The sequence below is a fragment of the Pseudomonas sp. Sample_16 genome (genome assembly GCF_004307665.1).
In the GTDB taxonomy this organism is placed as follows: Bacteria; Pseudomonadota; Gammaproteobacteria; order Pseudomonadales; family Pseudomonadaceae; genus Aquipseudomonas.
This window is the reverse complement of sequence record NZ_RCOB01000179.1, coordinates 16373-30592: the sequence shown is the minus strand read 5'-3', so window position 1 is coordinate 30592 and position 14220 is coordinate 16373. Positions and strand designations below refer to the sequence as shown.

General features: G+C 59.7%; 13 protein-coding genes and 2 pseudogenes. 13 read left to right on the top strand and 2 right to left on the bottom strand.

Annotation, left to right across the window (positions count from 1 at the left end; translation table 11 throughout):
• Positions 1–52: 52 nt before the first annotated feature.
• From D8U69_RS23740 to D8U69_RS29860, 12 genes and pseudogenes are all read left to right on the top strand, one after another.
• On the top strand, positions 53–1108 hold the full coding sequence (locus tag D8U69_RS23740) for a tartrate dehydrogenase (protein WP_130908247.1): 1056 nt from the start codon (positions 53–55) through the stop codon (positions 1106–1108).
• 107 nt (positions 1109–1215) lie between these two features.
• Positions 1216–2556 carry a dicarboxylate/amino acid:cation symporter gene (locus D8U69_RS23735; RefSeq protein WP_056853774.1) on the top strand — a complete coding sequence of 447 codons (1341 nt, stop codon included), beginning with the start codon at positions 1216–1218 and terminating at the stop codon, positions 2554–2556.
• A 171-nt stretch (positions 2557–2727) separates the two neighbouring features.
• Positions 2728–3645 (top strand): LysR substrate-binding domain-containing protein, encoded by a 918-nt coding sequence (locus D8U69_RS23730; RefSeq protein WP_056853773.1) that lies wholly within the window; start codon positions 2728–2730, stop codon positions 3643–3645.
• Positions 3646–3891: 246 nt separating this feature from the next.
• Complete coding sequence (locus D8U69_RS23725; RefSeq protein ID WP_177336564.1) at positions 3892–5079, top strand: aromatic ring-hydroxylating dioxygenase subunit alpha; 1188 nt, start codon at positions 3892–3894, stop codon at positions 5077–5079.
• Between the two features lie 10 nt (positions 5080–5089).
• A complete protein-coding gene (locus D8U69_RS23720; protein WP_130908246.1) occupies positions 5090–6535 on the top strand; it encodes an aldehyde dehydrogenase family protein in 1446 nt (481 codons plus the stop codon).
• 5 nt (positions 6536–6540) lie between these two features.
• Positions 6541–6705 (top strand): annotated as a pseudogene (locus tag D8U69_RS29865) (rubredoxin); the annotation flags it as partial.
• A complete protein-coding gene (locus D8U69_RS23715) occupies positions 6694–7938 on the top strand; it encodes an FAD-dependent oxidoreductase (protein WP_241668689.1) in 1245 nt (414 codons plus the stop codon). The pseudogene D8U69_RS29865 and the gene D8U69_RS23715, both read left to right, overlap by 12 nt.
• 10 nt (positions 7939–7948) lie before the next feature.
• Positions 7949–9277 carry an FAD-dependent oxidoreductase gene (locus D8U69_RS23710; protein WP_056853771.1) on the top strand — a complete coding sequence of 443 codons (1329 nt, stop codon included), beginning with the start codon at positions 7949–7951 and terminating at the stop codon, positions 9275–9277.
• A complete protein-coding gene (locus tag D8U69_RS23705) occupies positions 9274–9645 on the top strand; it encodes an ethanolamine utilization protein EutQ (RefSeq protein WP_056853770.1) in 372 nt (123 codons plus the stop codon). The genes D8U69_RS23710 and D8U69_RS23705 overlap by 4 nt, the downstream gene beginning before the upstream one ends.
• A gap of 27 nt (positions 9646–9672) precedes the next feature.
• Entirely contained in the window at positions 9673–10920 is a 1248-nt protein-coding gene (locus tag D8U69_RS23700) for an MFS transporter (RefSeq protein ID WP_177434594.1), read from the top strand.
• Between the two features lie 225 nt (positions 10921–11145).
• Positions 11146–12819 (top strand): BCCT family transporter, encoded by a 1674-nt coding sequence (locus D8U69_RS23695; protein ID WP_056853769.1) that lies wholly within the window; start codon positions 11146–11148, stop codon positions 12817–12819.
• A 102-nt stretch (positions 12820–12921) separates the two neighbouring features.
• Positions 12922–13029 (top strand): annotated as a pseudogene (locus D8U69_RS29860) (G/U mismatch-specific DNA glycosylase); the annotation flags it as partial.
• Here the strand turns inward: D8U69_RS29860 and D8U69_RS23685 are convergent.
• Complete coding sequence (locus D8U69_RS23685; RefSeq protein ID WP_056853768.1) at positions 13023–13544, bottom strand: hypothetical protein; 522 nt, start codon at positions 13542–13544, stop codon at positions 13023–13025. The pseudogene D8U69_RS29860 and the gene D8U69_RS23685 overlap by 7 nt on opposite strands.
• On the opposite strand from D8U69_RS23685, the gene D8U69_RS29535 reads away from it, so the two are divergent.
• A complete protein-coding gene (locus tag D8U69_RS29535; protein ID WP_177434593.1) occupies positions 13543–13719 on the top strand; it encodes a hypothetical protein in 177 nt (58 codons plus the stop codon). The genes D8U69_RS23685 and D8U69_RS29535 overlap by 2 nt on opposite strands.
• Here the strand turns inward: D8U69_RS29535 and D8U69_RS23680 are convergent.
• Positions 13697–14218 (bottom strand): methylamine dehydrogenase light chain, encoded by a 522-nt coding sequence (locus tag D8U69_RS23680; RefSeq protein WP_056853767.1) that lies wholly within the window; start codon positions 14216–14218, stop codon positions 13697–13699. The genes D8U69_RS29535 and D8U69_RS23680 overlap by 23 nt on opposite strands.
• Between the last annotated feature and the right edge of the window lie 2 nt (positions 14219–14220).

The window sequence follows — 14220 nt, the reverse complement described above, 5'->3', positions numbered from 1 at the left end:
ACCCCGGCTGAACAGCGGGAACAACAAGAAATCGATGAGAGTGGAGTCAACAATGAGCGCATACAAAATTGCTGCAGTACCCGGTGACGGCATTGGTGTGGAAGTGATCGCCGCAGGCGTCGAGGTACTGCAGGCCCTGTCGAAAAAAACCGGCTTCGAACTGGATTTCAAACATTTCGACTGGAACTCCGACAACTACCTGAAGAACGGCTACTACATTCCCGAAGGTGGCCTGGAAGAGCTGAAAACCTTCGACGCGATCTTCTTCGGCGCGGTCGGTGCGCTCAACGTGCCGGATCACATTTCCCTGTGGGGCTTGCGCCTGCCGATCTGCCAAGGGTTCGACCAGTACGCCAACGTACGCCCGGCCCGTGTCCTGCCGGGGGTGAAAAGTCCGCTGCATAACGGTGACCAGATTGACTGGGTCGTGGTGCGCGAGAACTCCGAAGGCGAGTACTCCGGCAACGGCGGTCGTGTGCATCGCGGCTTGCCGGAAGAAGTCGCCACCGAAGTGTCGGTGTTCACCCGGGCCGGGGTCGAGCGCATTCACCGCTTCGCTTTCGAACTGGCGCAAAGCCGCCCACGCAAGCACCTGACCATGGTCACCAAGTCCAACGCCCAGCGCCACGGCATGGTGCTGTGGGACGAAATCTTCTATGAAGTGGCCAAGGATTTTCCGGATGTGAAGATCGACAAGGAACTGGTCGACGCCGTGACCACGCGCATGGTGCTCAAGCCATCGACCCTGGACGTGATCGTCGCCACCAACCTGCACGCCGACATCCTCTCCGACCTGGCTGCCGCGCTGTCCGGCAGCCTGGGTATCGCACCGACCGCCAATCTCAACCCGTCACGCAAGTTTCCTTCGATGTTCGAACCGATCCACGGCTCAGCCTTCGACATCACCGGTAAAGGCGTAGCCAACCCGATCGCGACGTTCTGGACCGCGGCCATGATGCTGGAACACCTGGGTGAGGTCGCCGCGGCCAAACACTTGATGTCAGCCATCGAAGCGGTGACCGAAAGCGGTCTGCACACCCCGGACCTCGGCGGCAACGCCACCACCCGCCAGATCACCGACGCGGTACTCGCGCTGATCAACCGCTGATCTTTCCCGGCGATTCAAAGTAGTACTGCGGCACAACGCCAAGGGGCGGATCGGTGGATCCGACCCCTGGGCATTTCCTGACAACAATAAAAAATCAGGGCCCTGTCATGAAAAGAATACTTGGCAAACTCTACGTACAAGTGCTCATTGCGGTGATCCTCGGCGCCATCGTCGGGGTGTTCGTTCCCGAAACCGGAACGGCGCTCAAACCCTTGGGCGATGCGTTCATCAAACTGATCAAAATGCTCCTTGCACCGGTGATCTTCCTGACCGTGGTCACGGGCATCGCCCGCATGGAAAATATGAAGGAACTGGGGCGCGTCGGCTTTCGCGCACTGCTGTATTTCGAGGTGGTGTCGACGCTGGCACTGGTGGTCGGCCTGGTGGTGGTCGATGTGTTCAAGCCCGGCGCGGGCATGAACATCGATGTCGCGACGCTCGACACCTCCAGCCTGGCCACCTACACCTCGGCGGTGAAACACGCTTCGTTCATGGACTTCGTCATGAACATCATCCCCGACACCATTGTCGACGCCTTCGCCAAGGGCAACGTACTGCAGATTTTGCTCTTTTCGATCCTGCTCGGCATCGCCCTGGCGCATGTCGGGCCGCGCGGCAAAGTCTTTGTCGATACGCTGGACAGCCTGATGCAGGGCATGTTTCGCATCGTCAACATGGTCATGCGCCTGGCACCGATCGGCGCATTTGGTGCAATCGCGTTTACCATCGGCAAGTACGGTTTCGGCTCGCTGTTCTCCTTGGGCAAACTGATGGCCTGCGTGTACCTGACCTGTGCCGTGTTCGTGATCTTTGTTCTCGGCCCGATCTGCCGCTACAGCGGGTTCAGCCTGTGGAAGTTCCTCAAGTTCATCAAGGAAGAACTGTTCACCGTGCTGGGTACCAGCTCTTCGGAATCGGTACTGCCGCAGATGATTTCCAAGATGGAAAAGGCTGGTGTATCAAAACCCGTGGCCGGGATGATCATCCCCTCCGGTCTGACCTTCAACCCGGACGGCCAGGCGATCTATTACACCATCGCCGCGATCTTCATCGCCCAGGCGACCAACACGCCACTGACCCTGACCGACCAATTGATCGTCCTGGCGGTGCTGATGTTCACTTCCAAGGGCTCGGCGGGGGTCACCGGTTCCGGCTTCATCATTCTGGCGGCCACGTTGTCGTCCCTCGGGACCATTCCAGTGGCGGGGATGGTGTTGCTGCTGGGTGTCGACCGTTTCATGTCGGAAGCGCGGGCGATCACCAACACCATAGGTAATGGCGTCGGCACCATGGCGATCGCCAAATGGGTCGGAGCGCTGGACACGGTGAAAATGCACAAGGCCTTGAATGGTGAGGTTGAGGTGGAAAAGCCTGAGGCTGTGTTTGCGCCATCTGCAATGACGACTGAACCGATGTTGCCGAAATTGAAGGAAGCGTCTCGGGTGTAGGCCGGGTCAAGCGGGGTGTCAGGCACCAGCGATGCTGAATGTCGTGACGCCATCGCGGGCAAGCCATGCCCCTACAGGATTAGGGGTATGGTCGGGAACCTGCGCTGTCCACGTCCAGCGCCAAGGGCTAAACTGCGGCGATAACCAAAATAACGACGTGACCTGCCTTGTATGAAAATCCACCCATTACCGCCACTCAACAGTCTGGTCGCGTTTGAAGCGGCGGCGCGTCATTTGAGTTTCACCTTGGCTGCCCATGAGTTGAACGTGACGCAAGGTGCAATCAGTCGACAGGTTCGTTTGCTGGAAGACTATCTGGGCAAGGTTCTGTTCGAGCGGACCACTCGTACGATTCAACTGAGCCCGGCAGCCAGTCAGTACTATGAAACGGTGCGTGCGGCGTTGATGCAGGTGGCGCAGGCCACCGGTGAGATTCGCCATTGGCAGGGCGCCGAACAGGTGACGGTCGCCACCAGTACCGCAATGGCCTCGTTGTGGCTTTTGCCTAAAGTGACCGAGTTTCAGCGGGAGAACGAAGAGATCGATCTGCGGATCATCGCCCATGATCAGGTCAAGGATTTCTCCCGGCTCGATTGCGACCTGGCGCTGTATTACTGCAAGACACCGCCCAGGGACATGCAGGTCACGCCGTTGTTTTCCGAAGAGGTTTACCCGGTTTGCAGCCCGGCCTATCTTGCCAAGCATCCCGCCTTGAATACCCCTGAAGACCTGGCAGCCTGCACCTGGCTGTTTCTCGACGACCCGCAACGGGACTGGATCGGCTGGCCGGAATGGTTCCACAGCCAGGGCCTGAAAAAGGTCGAACCGAAACGCCGGATCAATATCAACAGTTACTCGATGCTGATCCAGTCGGCGATCAGCGGGCAGGGCATAGCGCTGGCCTGGTCCAACCTTGTCGATGATCACCTGCACAGTGGCGCACTCATCCGACCGCTCGATACGGTATTGAGAACCGATGCGCAATTCTGTTTGCTGGAGCCCTTGGCCCGTGGCGGGATGCGCCAGAGCGTTAAACGTTTCCGCAGCTGGTTGTTGAACCAGCTTCCGCCAGCGGAGGACGTCCTGTAACGCCGTCAACGGGGTCGAATTTCAATCTGAATCGCCCGGCATTTCGATGCCGGGCGATTTTTTTGCCCCGGGAAAATGCTCGCAAGCGTAAAAACATACGCTCGATATTTATGACAATAAGTCATGAATCGCGCCGGAAATATCGTTTGTCGAGACCCACCCTGTTTTCCCAAACTTGCCGCCAGCGGACCCTGGCCAACGAGCCTGCCGATCATTCAATACCGTGCCCAGCAGGGGAGAACAATAATGAGCACCATCCAACAAATTCCTGTGCATCACCTGGAAACCGTCCTCAATCCGATCCACGAAGCGACCGGCCTGAGCAACGAGTTCTACACCGAGCAACGTTACTTCGAACTCGAGCGCGATCAGGTCCTGGGCAAGACCTGGGCCTGCGTCGGTTTCGCCAGCGACCTGGGCAAGGCCGGTTCGGTCAAGCCCATCGACTTCATGGGCTTGCCATTGTTGCTAATGCGTAACCGCGAAGGCCTGGTGCAGGTGTTCCACAACGTGTGCAGTCACCGCGGCATGAAGTTGGTGGAAGAGGCCGGTGAAGTGCAGGGCGTGATTCGCTGCCCTTACCACTCCTGGACTTACGACCTTAACGGCGGGCTGCGCGGAACGCCGCACGTTGGCGGCATCGACCAGCACAAAGACGAGCGCTTCGCCTGTGAAAAACATGGCTTGAAAGCCATCCGCAGCGCGATCTGGATGGACATGGTGTTCATCAACCTGTCCGGCGATGCGCAGCCGCTGGAAGACATGCTGGCGCCGTTGACCCAACGCTGGACCCAGTTCCTCGGTGAAGACGGCATGAGCTTGATGCGCCGTCGCCCGGGCCACGACGCCACCACCCTGGACATCAATTGCAACTGGAAACTGGCGGTCGAGAACTACTGCGAGGCTTATCACTTGCCGTGGGTTCACCCGAGCCTGAACTCCTACTCACGCCTGGAAGACCACTACAACATCATTTTTGACCAACACTTCGCCGGCCAGGGCAGCTACGCCTACAACCTTTCGGACGTCGCCGGTACGCACTTGCCGACATTCCCGGGCTGGCCGCTGGACCGTCTGAAGAATGCCGAGTACGTCGCGTTCTTCCCTAACGTATTGCTCGGCATCCAGGCTGACCATGCCTTCGCCATGCAGCTTGAGCCGGTTGCACCGGGACGCACCATCGAGCACTTGCGCCTGTTCTATGTTGGCGACGAAGCCGCCAGCAGCGACGAGTTCAGTGCCTGCCGCGAGGCGATTCTGGAGTCCTGGAAAGTGGTGTTCGCCGAAGACATAAGCTCGGTCGAAGGCATGCAGAAAGGCCGGCATTCCCCTGGCTACAAGGGTGGCGCGTTCTCACCGGAAATGGACATCCCGACGCATTTCTTCCACCAGTGGGCCGCACGTCAGTTGCTTGCCACCACGCCGTCCGCCTGAGGAGAGGTCCATGTATCCGATCGCCTCTCACTGGCTCAACTATATCGACGGGCAATGGAGCGACAGCGTCCAGCGCCTGACGGTCAACAACCCCGGCACCGCTGAGCCGGTCGCGACTATCGCCCAGGCCACCGTGGCCGATGCCGAGCGTGCGTTGCTGGCCGCTCGCCGCTGCGCCGACAGCGGCGTACTGACTCGCGCTCGTCCGGCGCAACGCGTGACCTGGCTACTGCGCATTGCCGAGGAAATCCGCGCCGTGGCGGACGAGGGCGCCTGGGTGCTGTGCCAGGAAAACGGCAAGCGCCTGAGCGACGCCAAAGACGAGTTCATCGAAGCCGCGCGCTACTTCGAGTATTACGCTGGCATGGCGGACAAGATCGAGGGCACCTCGATCCCGTTGGGCAACGGCTACATGGACTTCACCCTGTACGATCCGATGGGTGTCTCGGCGCAGATCGTGCCGTGGAATTTCCCGGTGTCGATCTGTGCCCGCTCGCTGGCGCCGGCACTGGCGGCGGGCAACGCGGTGGTGATCAAGTCCCCCGAACTTTCGCCACTGGGCATGTGCGTGCTGATCCGCGCCATCGCCAAGGCCGGTTTGCCCGATGGGGCGGTCAACCTGATTTGCGGCCGTGGTCGCGAGGTCGGTTCGTATCTGGTCAGCCATCGTAGTGTCGACCAGATCGTGTTCACTGGCTCCGTGCCAACCGGCCAGTCGATTCTGCGCGACGCCGCACAGCATGCGATTCCGAGCGTCATGGAGTTGGGTGGCAAGTCGGCCGCCATTGCCTTCGCCGATGCCGATCGCGAGCAATTGCTGGCGAGCGTTCAGTCAGGGATTTTCTTCAATGCCGGCCAGGTGTGTTCGGCGATGTCGCGGTTGCTGGTGCAGCGCGAGATTTATGAAGAAGTGGTCGAGGCAGTCGTTGCCATGGCCGAAGGCCTCAGCGTTGGCGTAGGTCAGGATAACGCCGACCTCACGCCGGTCGTCAGCGCCGGGCAACTGGCGGGCATCGAGGCGTTGTGCCGGCGAGCGATGGAAGACGGCGCCGTGGCGGTTACCGGTGGCGAAGCGTTTGCCGACCGAGCCGGACATTTCATGCGCCCGACGGTGTTCCGCGACGTTACTGCCGACATGTGCATCGCCCAGGAGGAAGTGTTCGGGCCAGTGCTGGCGATCATGCCTTTCGACACCGAAGAAGAAGCCATCGCGATTGCCAACGGCACCGAGTTCGGCCTGGTGGCCGGGGTGTTCACCCAGGACATCAGCCGCGCCATGCGCTGCACGCGTCAACTGAAATCCGGTCAGGTGTTCGTCAACGAATGGTACGCCGGCGGCATCGAAACGCCGTTCGGCGGCGTCGGCTTGTCGGGCTTCGGTCGCGAGAAGGGCCAGGAAGCCTTGTACAGCTACGTGCGCACCAAGAACGTAGCGATCCGGATTGCTGGGGAGTGAACGGCATGTTCAAGACTTGGCTTTGCATCGTTTGCGGTCTGATCTACGACGAGGCGCTGGGCTGGCCGGAAGATGGCATCCTTGCCGGCACGCGCTGGGAGGATGTTCCCCAGGATTGGGTCTGCCCCGAATGCCACGTCGGCAAGGCAGACTTCGAGATGCTCGATATCAGTGAACACACGCAGGCGGTCACCGCTGTCAGCGCACCGCCACCAGCGGTGGCGACGCCTGTGGTGGCTGCGGTAACGCGCCAGCCGATCGTCATCATCGGCAGCGGCTATGCCGGTTACGGCCTGGCCCAGGCGCTGCGCAAGGCAGATCCCAAGGTTGAGATCCGCGTGCTGACGCAAGAGTCCGGGCACCTGTACTCGAAACCGGCACTGTCGATCGGTTTGTCCCAGGGCAAAAGCGCCGAGGCGTTGTCCGGCGAATCGCCGCTGGCCATCGAACAGCGTTTGAACATCCGCGTGTACCCGCACTGCAAGGTGCTGGGCATCGACAGTTCGACACGACGCTTGCGCACCAGCTTCGGTGAAATGGCTTACGGCCAGTTGGTGCTTGCCAGCGGTGCGCAACCGATTCGCTTGCCGATCCAGGGCGATAGCTCAGCGCTGATCAGCGTCAATAATTTGCAGGATTACCACGGCTTTCGTGAGCGCCTGACCGGTGTGCGCCGTGTCGCGATCCTGGGGGATGGGTTGATTGGTTGCGAGTTTGCCAATGACTTGGCCCACAACGGTTTCAGCGTTGATGTCATCGGTCTGGGGCGTTGGCCGATGGAGCGTCTGTTGCCGGCCGAGGCCGGGCAGGTGCTGCAAAACGCTTTGAGTGATCTGGGGGTGAAATGGCATCTGCAAAACACCTTGGAAGCCATTGAATCCACGCCTCAAGGTTATCGCCTGCAACTCGCCAATGGCCAAACCCTCGAGGCGGATCTGGTGTTGTCGGCGGTTGGCCTGCGTCCTGACCTGAGCCTGGCAGAGAGTGCCGGTCTGGCGGTTGGACGAGGTATTCAGGTGAATGCTCAGTTGCAAACTTCTGCACCGGGCATCTACGCCTTGGGCGACTGCATCGAGATCGATGGACAACTGCTGCCGTACCTGGCACCGATCAATCAGGGCATTCAGGCGTTGAGCAAGACATTGCTCGGGCAATCCATGGCTGTCGACTACCCGTTGATGCCGGTGACGGTGAAAACGCCGGCCGCACCGCTGTGCCTGTTGGCGCCTGCCATCGCCAGCGAAGGTGAGTGGCGCTGCACGCCGACCGAAGATGGCTTGAGTGCCGGGTTCTACGACGCGGCGGGCAAGCTCAATGGCTTTGTCCTGCTCGGTCGCCAAGCGCAAACGCAACGCAGCGCATTGCTGCAGTCCTGTCAGCATTCTCAGCAGGCTGTAGCCTGAGGCCCGAATCATGAAAAACATCATCAACCTGCCATTCGATGACACGAGCTGCGGCTGGTATTCAGCATTGCCCGAGCAACCGGCGTGCAAGCGTCTATCGGGCGAACAGCGTGCGGATTACGCGGTGATTGGCGCGGGCTTCGCCGGCCTTGCCGCCGCCCGTCGCTTGGCCGAGCATCATCCCCAGGCGCGTATTCTGCTGGTGGATGCGCAACGGGTCGCCCAGGGTGCCTCGGGGCGCAACTCCGGTTTTGTCATCGACTTGCCGCACAAGTTTGCCCTGGAGCATCCGGACCCTGCGCACAAACAGCGTTTGCTGTCGCTCAACCGCGCCGCTATTTCACAGTTGCAAGGCCTGGTGCAAAACCATGGCATCGATTGCCAATGGTCCCATGCCGGCAAGTATCAGGGCGCCGTCGGTGCACGTGGCCTGGCTTATCTCGATCACTTCGAACGCCTGATGAGTGACCTCGGCGAGCCGTTCCGCAGAGCCGATTCCGCCGAATTGGCGAAGGTCCTGGGCACTGGCCATTACAGTGGCGCGATCTACACGCCTGGCTGCTATCTGATGCAACCGGCGGCGCTGGTGACGGGGCTGGCTCGCTCGTTGCCGGGCAACGTCGAGCTGCTCGAAGAGTCGCCCATCCAGCGTCTGGAACGTGACGGCCGTGGCGGCTGGATTCTGCACGGCACGGCGGGGCTGATTCGCACGCCGCAATTGCTCCTGGGCACCAGCATCTTCACCCAGGAGTTCGGTTATCTGCGCAATCGTCTGCTGCCGGTGATGACCTTCGCCAGCTGGACCCGACCGCTGAGCGATGCAGAGCTGGCCATTTATGGCGGCCAGCTGGACTGGGGGCTGACCCCGGCCGATCACGCCGGCACGACGGTGCGCATGACCCAGGATCGTCGGTTGATCATCCGCAACACCTACAAGCACGTGCCCAAGTACGGTCGCAGCACCAGTGATGGCATGCGTTCGAAAGTGCGGGATGCGCACCGCAAGGCATTCCTGGCGCGCTTCCCGCAGCTGGCCGACGTGCCGTTCAGCCATACCTGGGGTGGCGTCTATGCGATCTCGCGCAACTTCACCAACTTCTTCGGTGAGCTGGAGCCGGGTGTTCATGCGTCAGCCTGCGACAACGGTGTCGGTGCCGCGTGGGGCACCATCTCCGGAACGATGCTCGCCGATCTCGCGGTGGGTGCCGACTCGGCACAGTTGAACGATATTCGGGCGGTGACCGGCATGCCGTCGCTCAACCCGCCAGAACCATTCCTTGGCCTGGGCGTTCGCTCGCGCATTCATCTGGCGGCCTGGAACAGCCGGAGCGAGCTATGAGCCAATTGGCCAAAGGCAAAGGTCCGGTGCTGCGCATCGACCATTACGACCTGGACTTCACCTTCCGTGGTGGTCCGCCCGGCGCCGCTTATGTGGCGCGGGCCATCAGCAACGAAGTCTCGCCGAACATCGGCGTGGGCTTCGCCCGCTGGGAAGGCGCGCAGGTCGCCTGGACGGTGCTCTACGACGAAGTGATTTTCGTCATCGAGGGTTGCTTCGAATTGCGCGTCGGCGACGAGCTGTTTCAAGTCACGCCCGGGCAATTGCTATGGATACCCGAAGGCACCGAACTGGTGTACGGCGGGCATGCCTTGTTCGGGTATGTGGTGCATCCCGGCAACTGGAAGCAACTTCACGGCTTGGCTTGAGTTGTAAATTATCCGGGGAGCGGCACGGTGATAAGACTGACAAAAACTTTCGGTGCGCTGTATCTGGCCAGCTTGCTGATGCAGTTGGGATCGACCTTGCTGATGACCTATCTGGCGCTGCGCCTGAATGCCTTGGGGGCGAGCGAAACCGCAGGTGGTGCGTTGATGGCCGCCAATGCCTTGGGCATGGTGTTGGGCGGCTGGGTCGGACGCAGCTTGATCGCACAGGTCGGGCATATTCGAACCTATGCGGCGTGCGCCGGGCTGATTGCAGCGGCGGTATTGGCCCATGAGTTCAGCACGTCCCTGGCGTTCTGGCTGGTGCTGCGCGGGTTGGTCGGGCTGGCCATGATGTGCCAATTGATGGTGCTGGAAAGCTGGCTCAACGATCAGGCGCGCACCGAGCAGCGCGGCAGTGTGCTGGCGCTGTACATGGTCGCCAGTTACGTCGGGATGATGCTCGGCCAACTGGCCTTGAGTCTCGACGAGGGGCTGGGCATCCGCGCTCTGCTGGGTGTGGCGATGGTATTTGCGCTGTGCTCGGTGCCGGTGGCACTTACTCGCAGTGCACATCCCACGGCGGTGCCCGCTGCCTCGATCGACCTGCGGGTGTTCGTGCGGCGTATTCCGCAGTCTCTGATGACGATTCTGGTGTCCGGCATGATCAACGGCAGCTTCTACGGGCTGGCCGCGATCTATGCGAGCAAACAGGGACTGGAAACGGCGCAGGTCGGCCAGTTCATGGCGTTGACCATCGGCGCGGGCTTGCTGGCTCAGTTGCCTTTGGGCTGGCTCTCGGATCGATTGTCCCGTGCGAGTCTGATTCGCGCGGTGGCAGTTTTGCTGGTGCTCGTCTGCCTGCCGCTGGGTTTCAATCAAGCGCCTTCGTTCGTGACACTGCTGTGGTTCGGTTCGGCGATCGGCTTTTTGCAATTCTGCCTGTATCCGCTCGGTGTAGCGTTGGCCAACGACAACATGGAACCGCAGTTGCGCGTTTCACTGTCGGGCATTCTGTTGATCACCTTTGGCGTCGGCGCCTGTTTCGGACCGCTGATTGCAGGTGTGTTGATGGAATGCTTCGGCACTTCAAGTTTTTACTTTTTCTATGCCGGCAGTGCCGCGCTGCTCGCACTGTGCGTGGGCCAGGCGAAAGTCACGGGCAAGCACCTGCAACAGGACGCGCCGCTTCAACACCCATCGACACCCAACGGCATTGCCAGCTCTAACCTGGTGTCTTTGGCTGACCCCGTAAGTGAGTGCACGGATCGGCGCTGAATGGAGGAAGGAGGAGCGGTTTTATTGATGCGTTTTTCTCATGAGTCGGTGACTAAAAATGGTTTGAACGAAGGTCAGGTTTCAATCATCTTGGCGATGCTGCCAAAACCGAGTTAGACCGGATTAAATCTGCAGATAAACAGCGTGCTGACGTCAGATATCAGGCGATAGCTATGTTGCGGAATACTCTCTAAAACCCTTAAACAAAAACAAAAGGGGAAAACAATGCGTGCGCAATCAGGCATGTTAAAAGGCTTGAACCCGAATGTGACCGTCGCTTCGATATTGGCGGTGATTTCGTTTGTTCTATTTTGTGCATTCAAGGATGAGCAGGCTGCCAAAGCCTTCGAAATGGCTTCGATATTTATCCTGCATAACTTCAAGTGGTATTACCTCGCCTTGATCAGTGGCGTACTCGGTTTGCTGCTGTACATCTCCGTCAGCCGTTTCGGCAATCTCAAACTGGGCGCTGAACACGACCGGCCCGAGTTCAGTTTCGCGTCATGGATCGCCATGCTGTTCAGTGCGGGAATGGGCATCGGTTTGATCTTCTGGTCCGTCGCCGAACCCATGCTGCATTACGCCGACAACCCGTTTTCCAAGGGTTTGACGGACGAGTCGGCCACCCTGGCGATGCGCATCACGCTTTTCCACTGGGGCCTGCACCCATGGGCGATCTTCTCCATGATCGGTTTGAGCCTGGCGTATTTCGCCTACCGTAAAGGTTTGCCGCTGGCGCTTCGTTCGCTGCTGTATCCGCTGATTGGCGACCGCATCTACGGATGGATCGGTCATGTGGTCGATATCATGGGCGTCGTTATTACGGCCTTCGGTGTTTCTCAATCACTCGGCCTGGGCGTTGTACAGATCAATACCGGTCTGCATCAGGTATTCGGTATTCCGGTAAGTGTTGGTTTGCAGTTATCCATTATTCTGTTTGTGAGTATTGTTGCGTGCATTTCGCTACTGGCCGGTTTGTCCAAAGGCATGAAGCGAATCTCTACACTTAATATGTACTTGTCATTCATTTTGATGCTGGCAGTACTTGCCATTGGTCCGACCCGTTACATTCTCAACTTGATGTTTGAATCCACCGGCGACTATGTACAGAACATTGTTGGCCTGAGTTTCTGGATGGACACGCAGAAAGACAGCGAATGGCAAAACTGGTGGACGGCGTTCTACTGGCCGTGGTGGATGACCTGGGGCCCGTTTGTCGGTCTGTTCATTGCGCGAATTTCCAAAGGCCGGACCATTCGTGAGCTGGTGATCGGCGCCCTGGTGGTGCCGACCATGGTGACCATTTTGTGGATGTCGGTGTTCGGTGGCGCAGCGCTGAAAAACGAACAACAGGATCGCCAGGCTTATCAGGCATCCGTTGCCAGCCAGGTGGTGGGTCAGGAACAACCGAAGTTCGAAGGCGGCACAGTGCTGCTCGCGACCAAGAAAGAAACCACGGCGGCGATGTTCACGCTGGTCCAGTCACTGGATGGCCCTACTGTTGGCGCCGTTCTGTCGATACTGGTGTGCGTGTTGCTGGGTGTGCACTTCGTCACCACGGCCGATGCCGGAACCCAAGTGTTGTGCACCTTGTGTGCCTTGGGCAGCACCAACCCGCCGAACTGGATCAGGTTGCTCTGGTGCATTCTGGAAGGGGCGATTGCTGCGGGCCTGCTGCTGGCGGGTGGGCTGAAAGCGATTCAGATGGCGAGTATTGCCGCCGGTTTACCGATTGCGATGTTGCTGCTGGTGATGTCGTACACGCTGATTCACAGCCTGCGTAAGGAAATGCCGAGCGTGCCGGCGTGGACGCCAGCGGTGGATCGCGTTCCAGGCCAGGCGGTTGATCAGGCCGAGCGTCGCGACGCACCGTCGAGTGTACCGTTGACTGCCGCATAAACCTGTTGGATCGCAGCTGCCGAAAAAACCGAAACCGTCTGCTCAGGCTGACGGTTTCGGTTTTTGTCTCCTGTCGAAAAGCGCGATTCATGCGCAAGGATTTTGTGGGTCTTGCCCAATCCCAGTGGGCGAAATCTGGCGTTCAGCCTTGGGCAATTGGTCGAGGCGTACCGACAACTGAGGCAGGTTGCGTTCAAGCCGACTCAGTAATTCATCCCGTCATCAATCGCGATGCCCTGCGCTCGCATGGCCTTGATCAGTTCGCCGCGGGTGCCGGGCAGGTTGAGCATGGTCTTGGCCCGCAAAGTCGCGACTTCTTCGGCGCTGTACGGCTGGTAATCCTTCGGCACGCTGTTGCCGGCCATACCGTCTTCGCGCATCAGCCAGTTGAGCAAGTCGGCCAATTGCGCGTTGTTCAACGCCGATTGCGACATGCCTGGCACACGTACCAGGAATTCGCGGCCACCGGGGACTTTCAGGAAGTTGCCGACAAAGCCCTTCATCCGTGGTGTGTCGTTGGCGGCGGAACCGCTGCCGTCGCCCAGATGGCAGCCGGCGCATTGCAATTGATAATTCACGCCGACGCTGTAGTTGGCTTCGGCGATGGGCTTTTGCAGTTCTTCGTTGCCCGGTGCGTGGCGCTGGTTGGGATTGGGAATGGCCCGGGCATGGACGAGCGGGGTGGTCATGAGGCAGGCCAGGCTAAGGATGAGCAACTTACGCATGACATCTTCCCTACAGGAGAAAACCGAACCTGTAGGCGCCAGGCTTGCCGGCGAAGACGTCCATGAGAACGCCTTCGCCGGCAAGCCTGGCGCCTACGAAAAACACACGCAAAGAATGCCGGTTGCACGGGCAATCGGCGGAAATTGCGTGCTTAAACGGCGACGCCGCGAATGATCGAAACGGTGCAGTGATAGATGTGCGATTTGGCGGCCAGGCACCAGTTCACGTCGTTGTTGTTGAACGGGCGGTAGGCCGGTTCCTCACTGTCGTTACGGGTGCAGGCGCACTGGGCGCAGCTTTGCTTACCGCAGCAGTCGTTGTACGAAATGATGTAGTCCTTGCCATCGGCCGGGTTGCGGCAGGTGCCGATCCAGGTCACTTGCGAGGCTTCGGTGCCCGGTGGACAGGATGTCACCGAACCACCGCAGCAGCTGCACAGGAAGCCGTCGATGGAGCAGTAACGCCAGTAGTCGCAGCTGTTCGGATCACCGGGGTCGCCGGCTTTCGGGTCAGTGGCGGCCAGCGCCTTGCTGGTGCGATCCAGTGGCAACAGCAGGGGCAGGGCGGCACCGGCCACCATCAGCGAGCCCATGCGCGCCAGCAATTTGCGGCGTGAGGTGGTGTCGGCAACACGGCGCGTCGAGCGCTCGAACAACAGATCCAGCAGTTTCATGA

Coding starts and splice junctions, on each gene's coding strand:
- D8U69_RS23680 (WP_056853767.1), bottom strand. CDS start 14,218: ATGAAACTGCTGGATCTGTTGTTCGAGCGCTCGACGCGCCGTGTTGCC.
- D8U69_RS23710 (WP_056853771.1), top strand. CDS start 7,949: ATGAAAAACATCATCAACCTGCCATTCGATGACACGAGCTGCGGCTGG.
- D8U69_RS23740 (WP_130908247.1), top strand. CDS start 53: ATGAGCGCATACAAAATTGCTGCAGTACCCGGTGACGGCATTGGTGTG.
- D8U69_RS23715 (WP_241668689.1), top strand. CDS start 6,694: ATGCTCGATATCAGTGAACACACGCAGGCGGTCACCGCTGTCAGCGCA.
- D8U69_RS23730 (WP_056853773.1), top strand. CDS start 2,728: ATGAAAATCCACCCATTACCGCCACTCAACAGTCTGGTCGCGTTTGAA.
- D8U69_RS23735 (WP_056853774.1), top strand. CDS start 1,216: ATGAAAAGAATACTTGGCAAACTCTACGTACAAGTGCTCATTGCGGTG.
- D8U69_RS23705 (WP_056853770.1), top strand. CDS start 9,274: ATGAGCCAATTGGCCAAAGGCAAAGGTCCGGTGCTGCGCATCGACCAT.
- D8U69_RS23720 (WP_130908246.1), top strand. CDS start 5,090: ATGTATCCGATCGCCTCTCACTGGCTCAACTATATCGACGGGCAATGG.
- D8U69_RS23695 (WP_056853769.1), top strand. CDS start 11,146: ATGCGTGCGCAATCAGGCATGTTAAAAGGCTTGAACCCGAATGTGACC.
- D8U69_RS23725 (WP_177336564.1), top strand. CDS start 3,892: ATGAGCACCATCCAACAAATTCCTGTGCATCACCTGGAAACCGTCCTC.
- D8U69_RS23685 (WP_056853768.1), bottom strand. CDS start 13,544: ATGCGTAAGTTGCTCATCCTTAGCCTGGCCTGCCTCATGACCACCCCG.
- D8U69_RS29535 (WP_177434593.1), top strand. CDS start 13,543: ATGACATCTTCCCTACAGGAGAAAACCGAACCTGTAGGCGCCAGGCTT.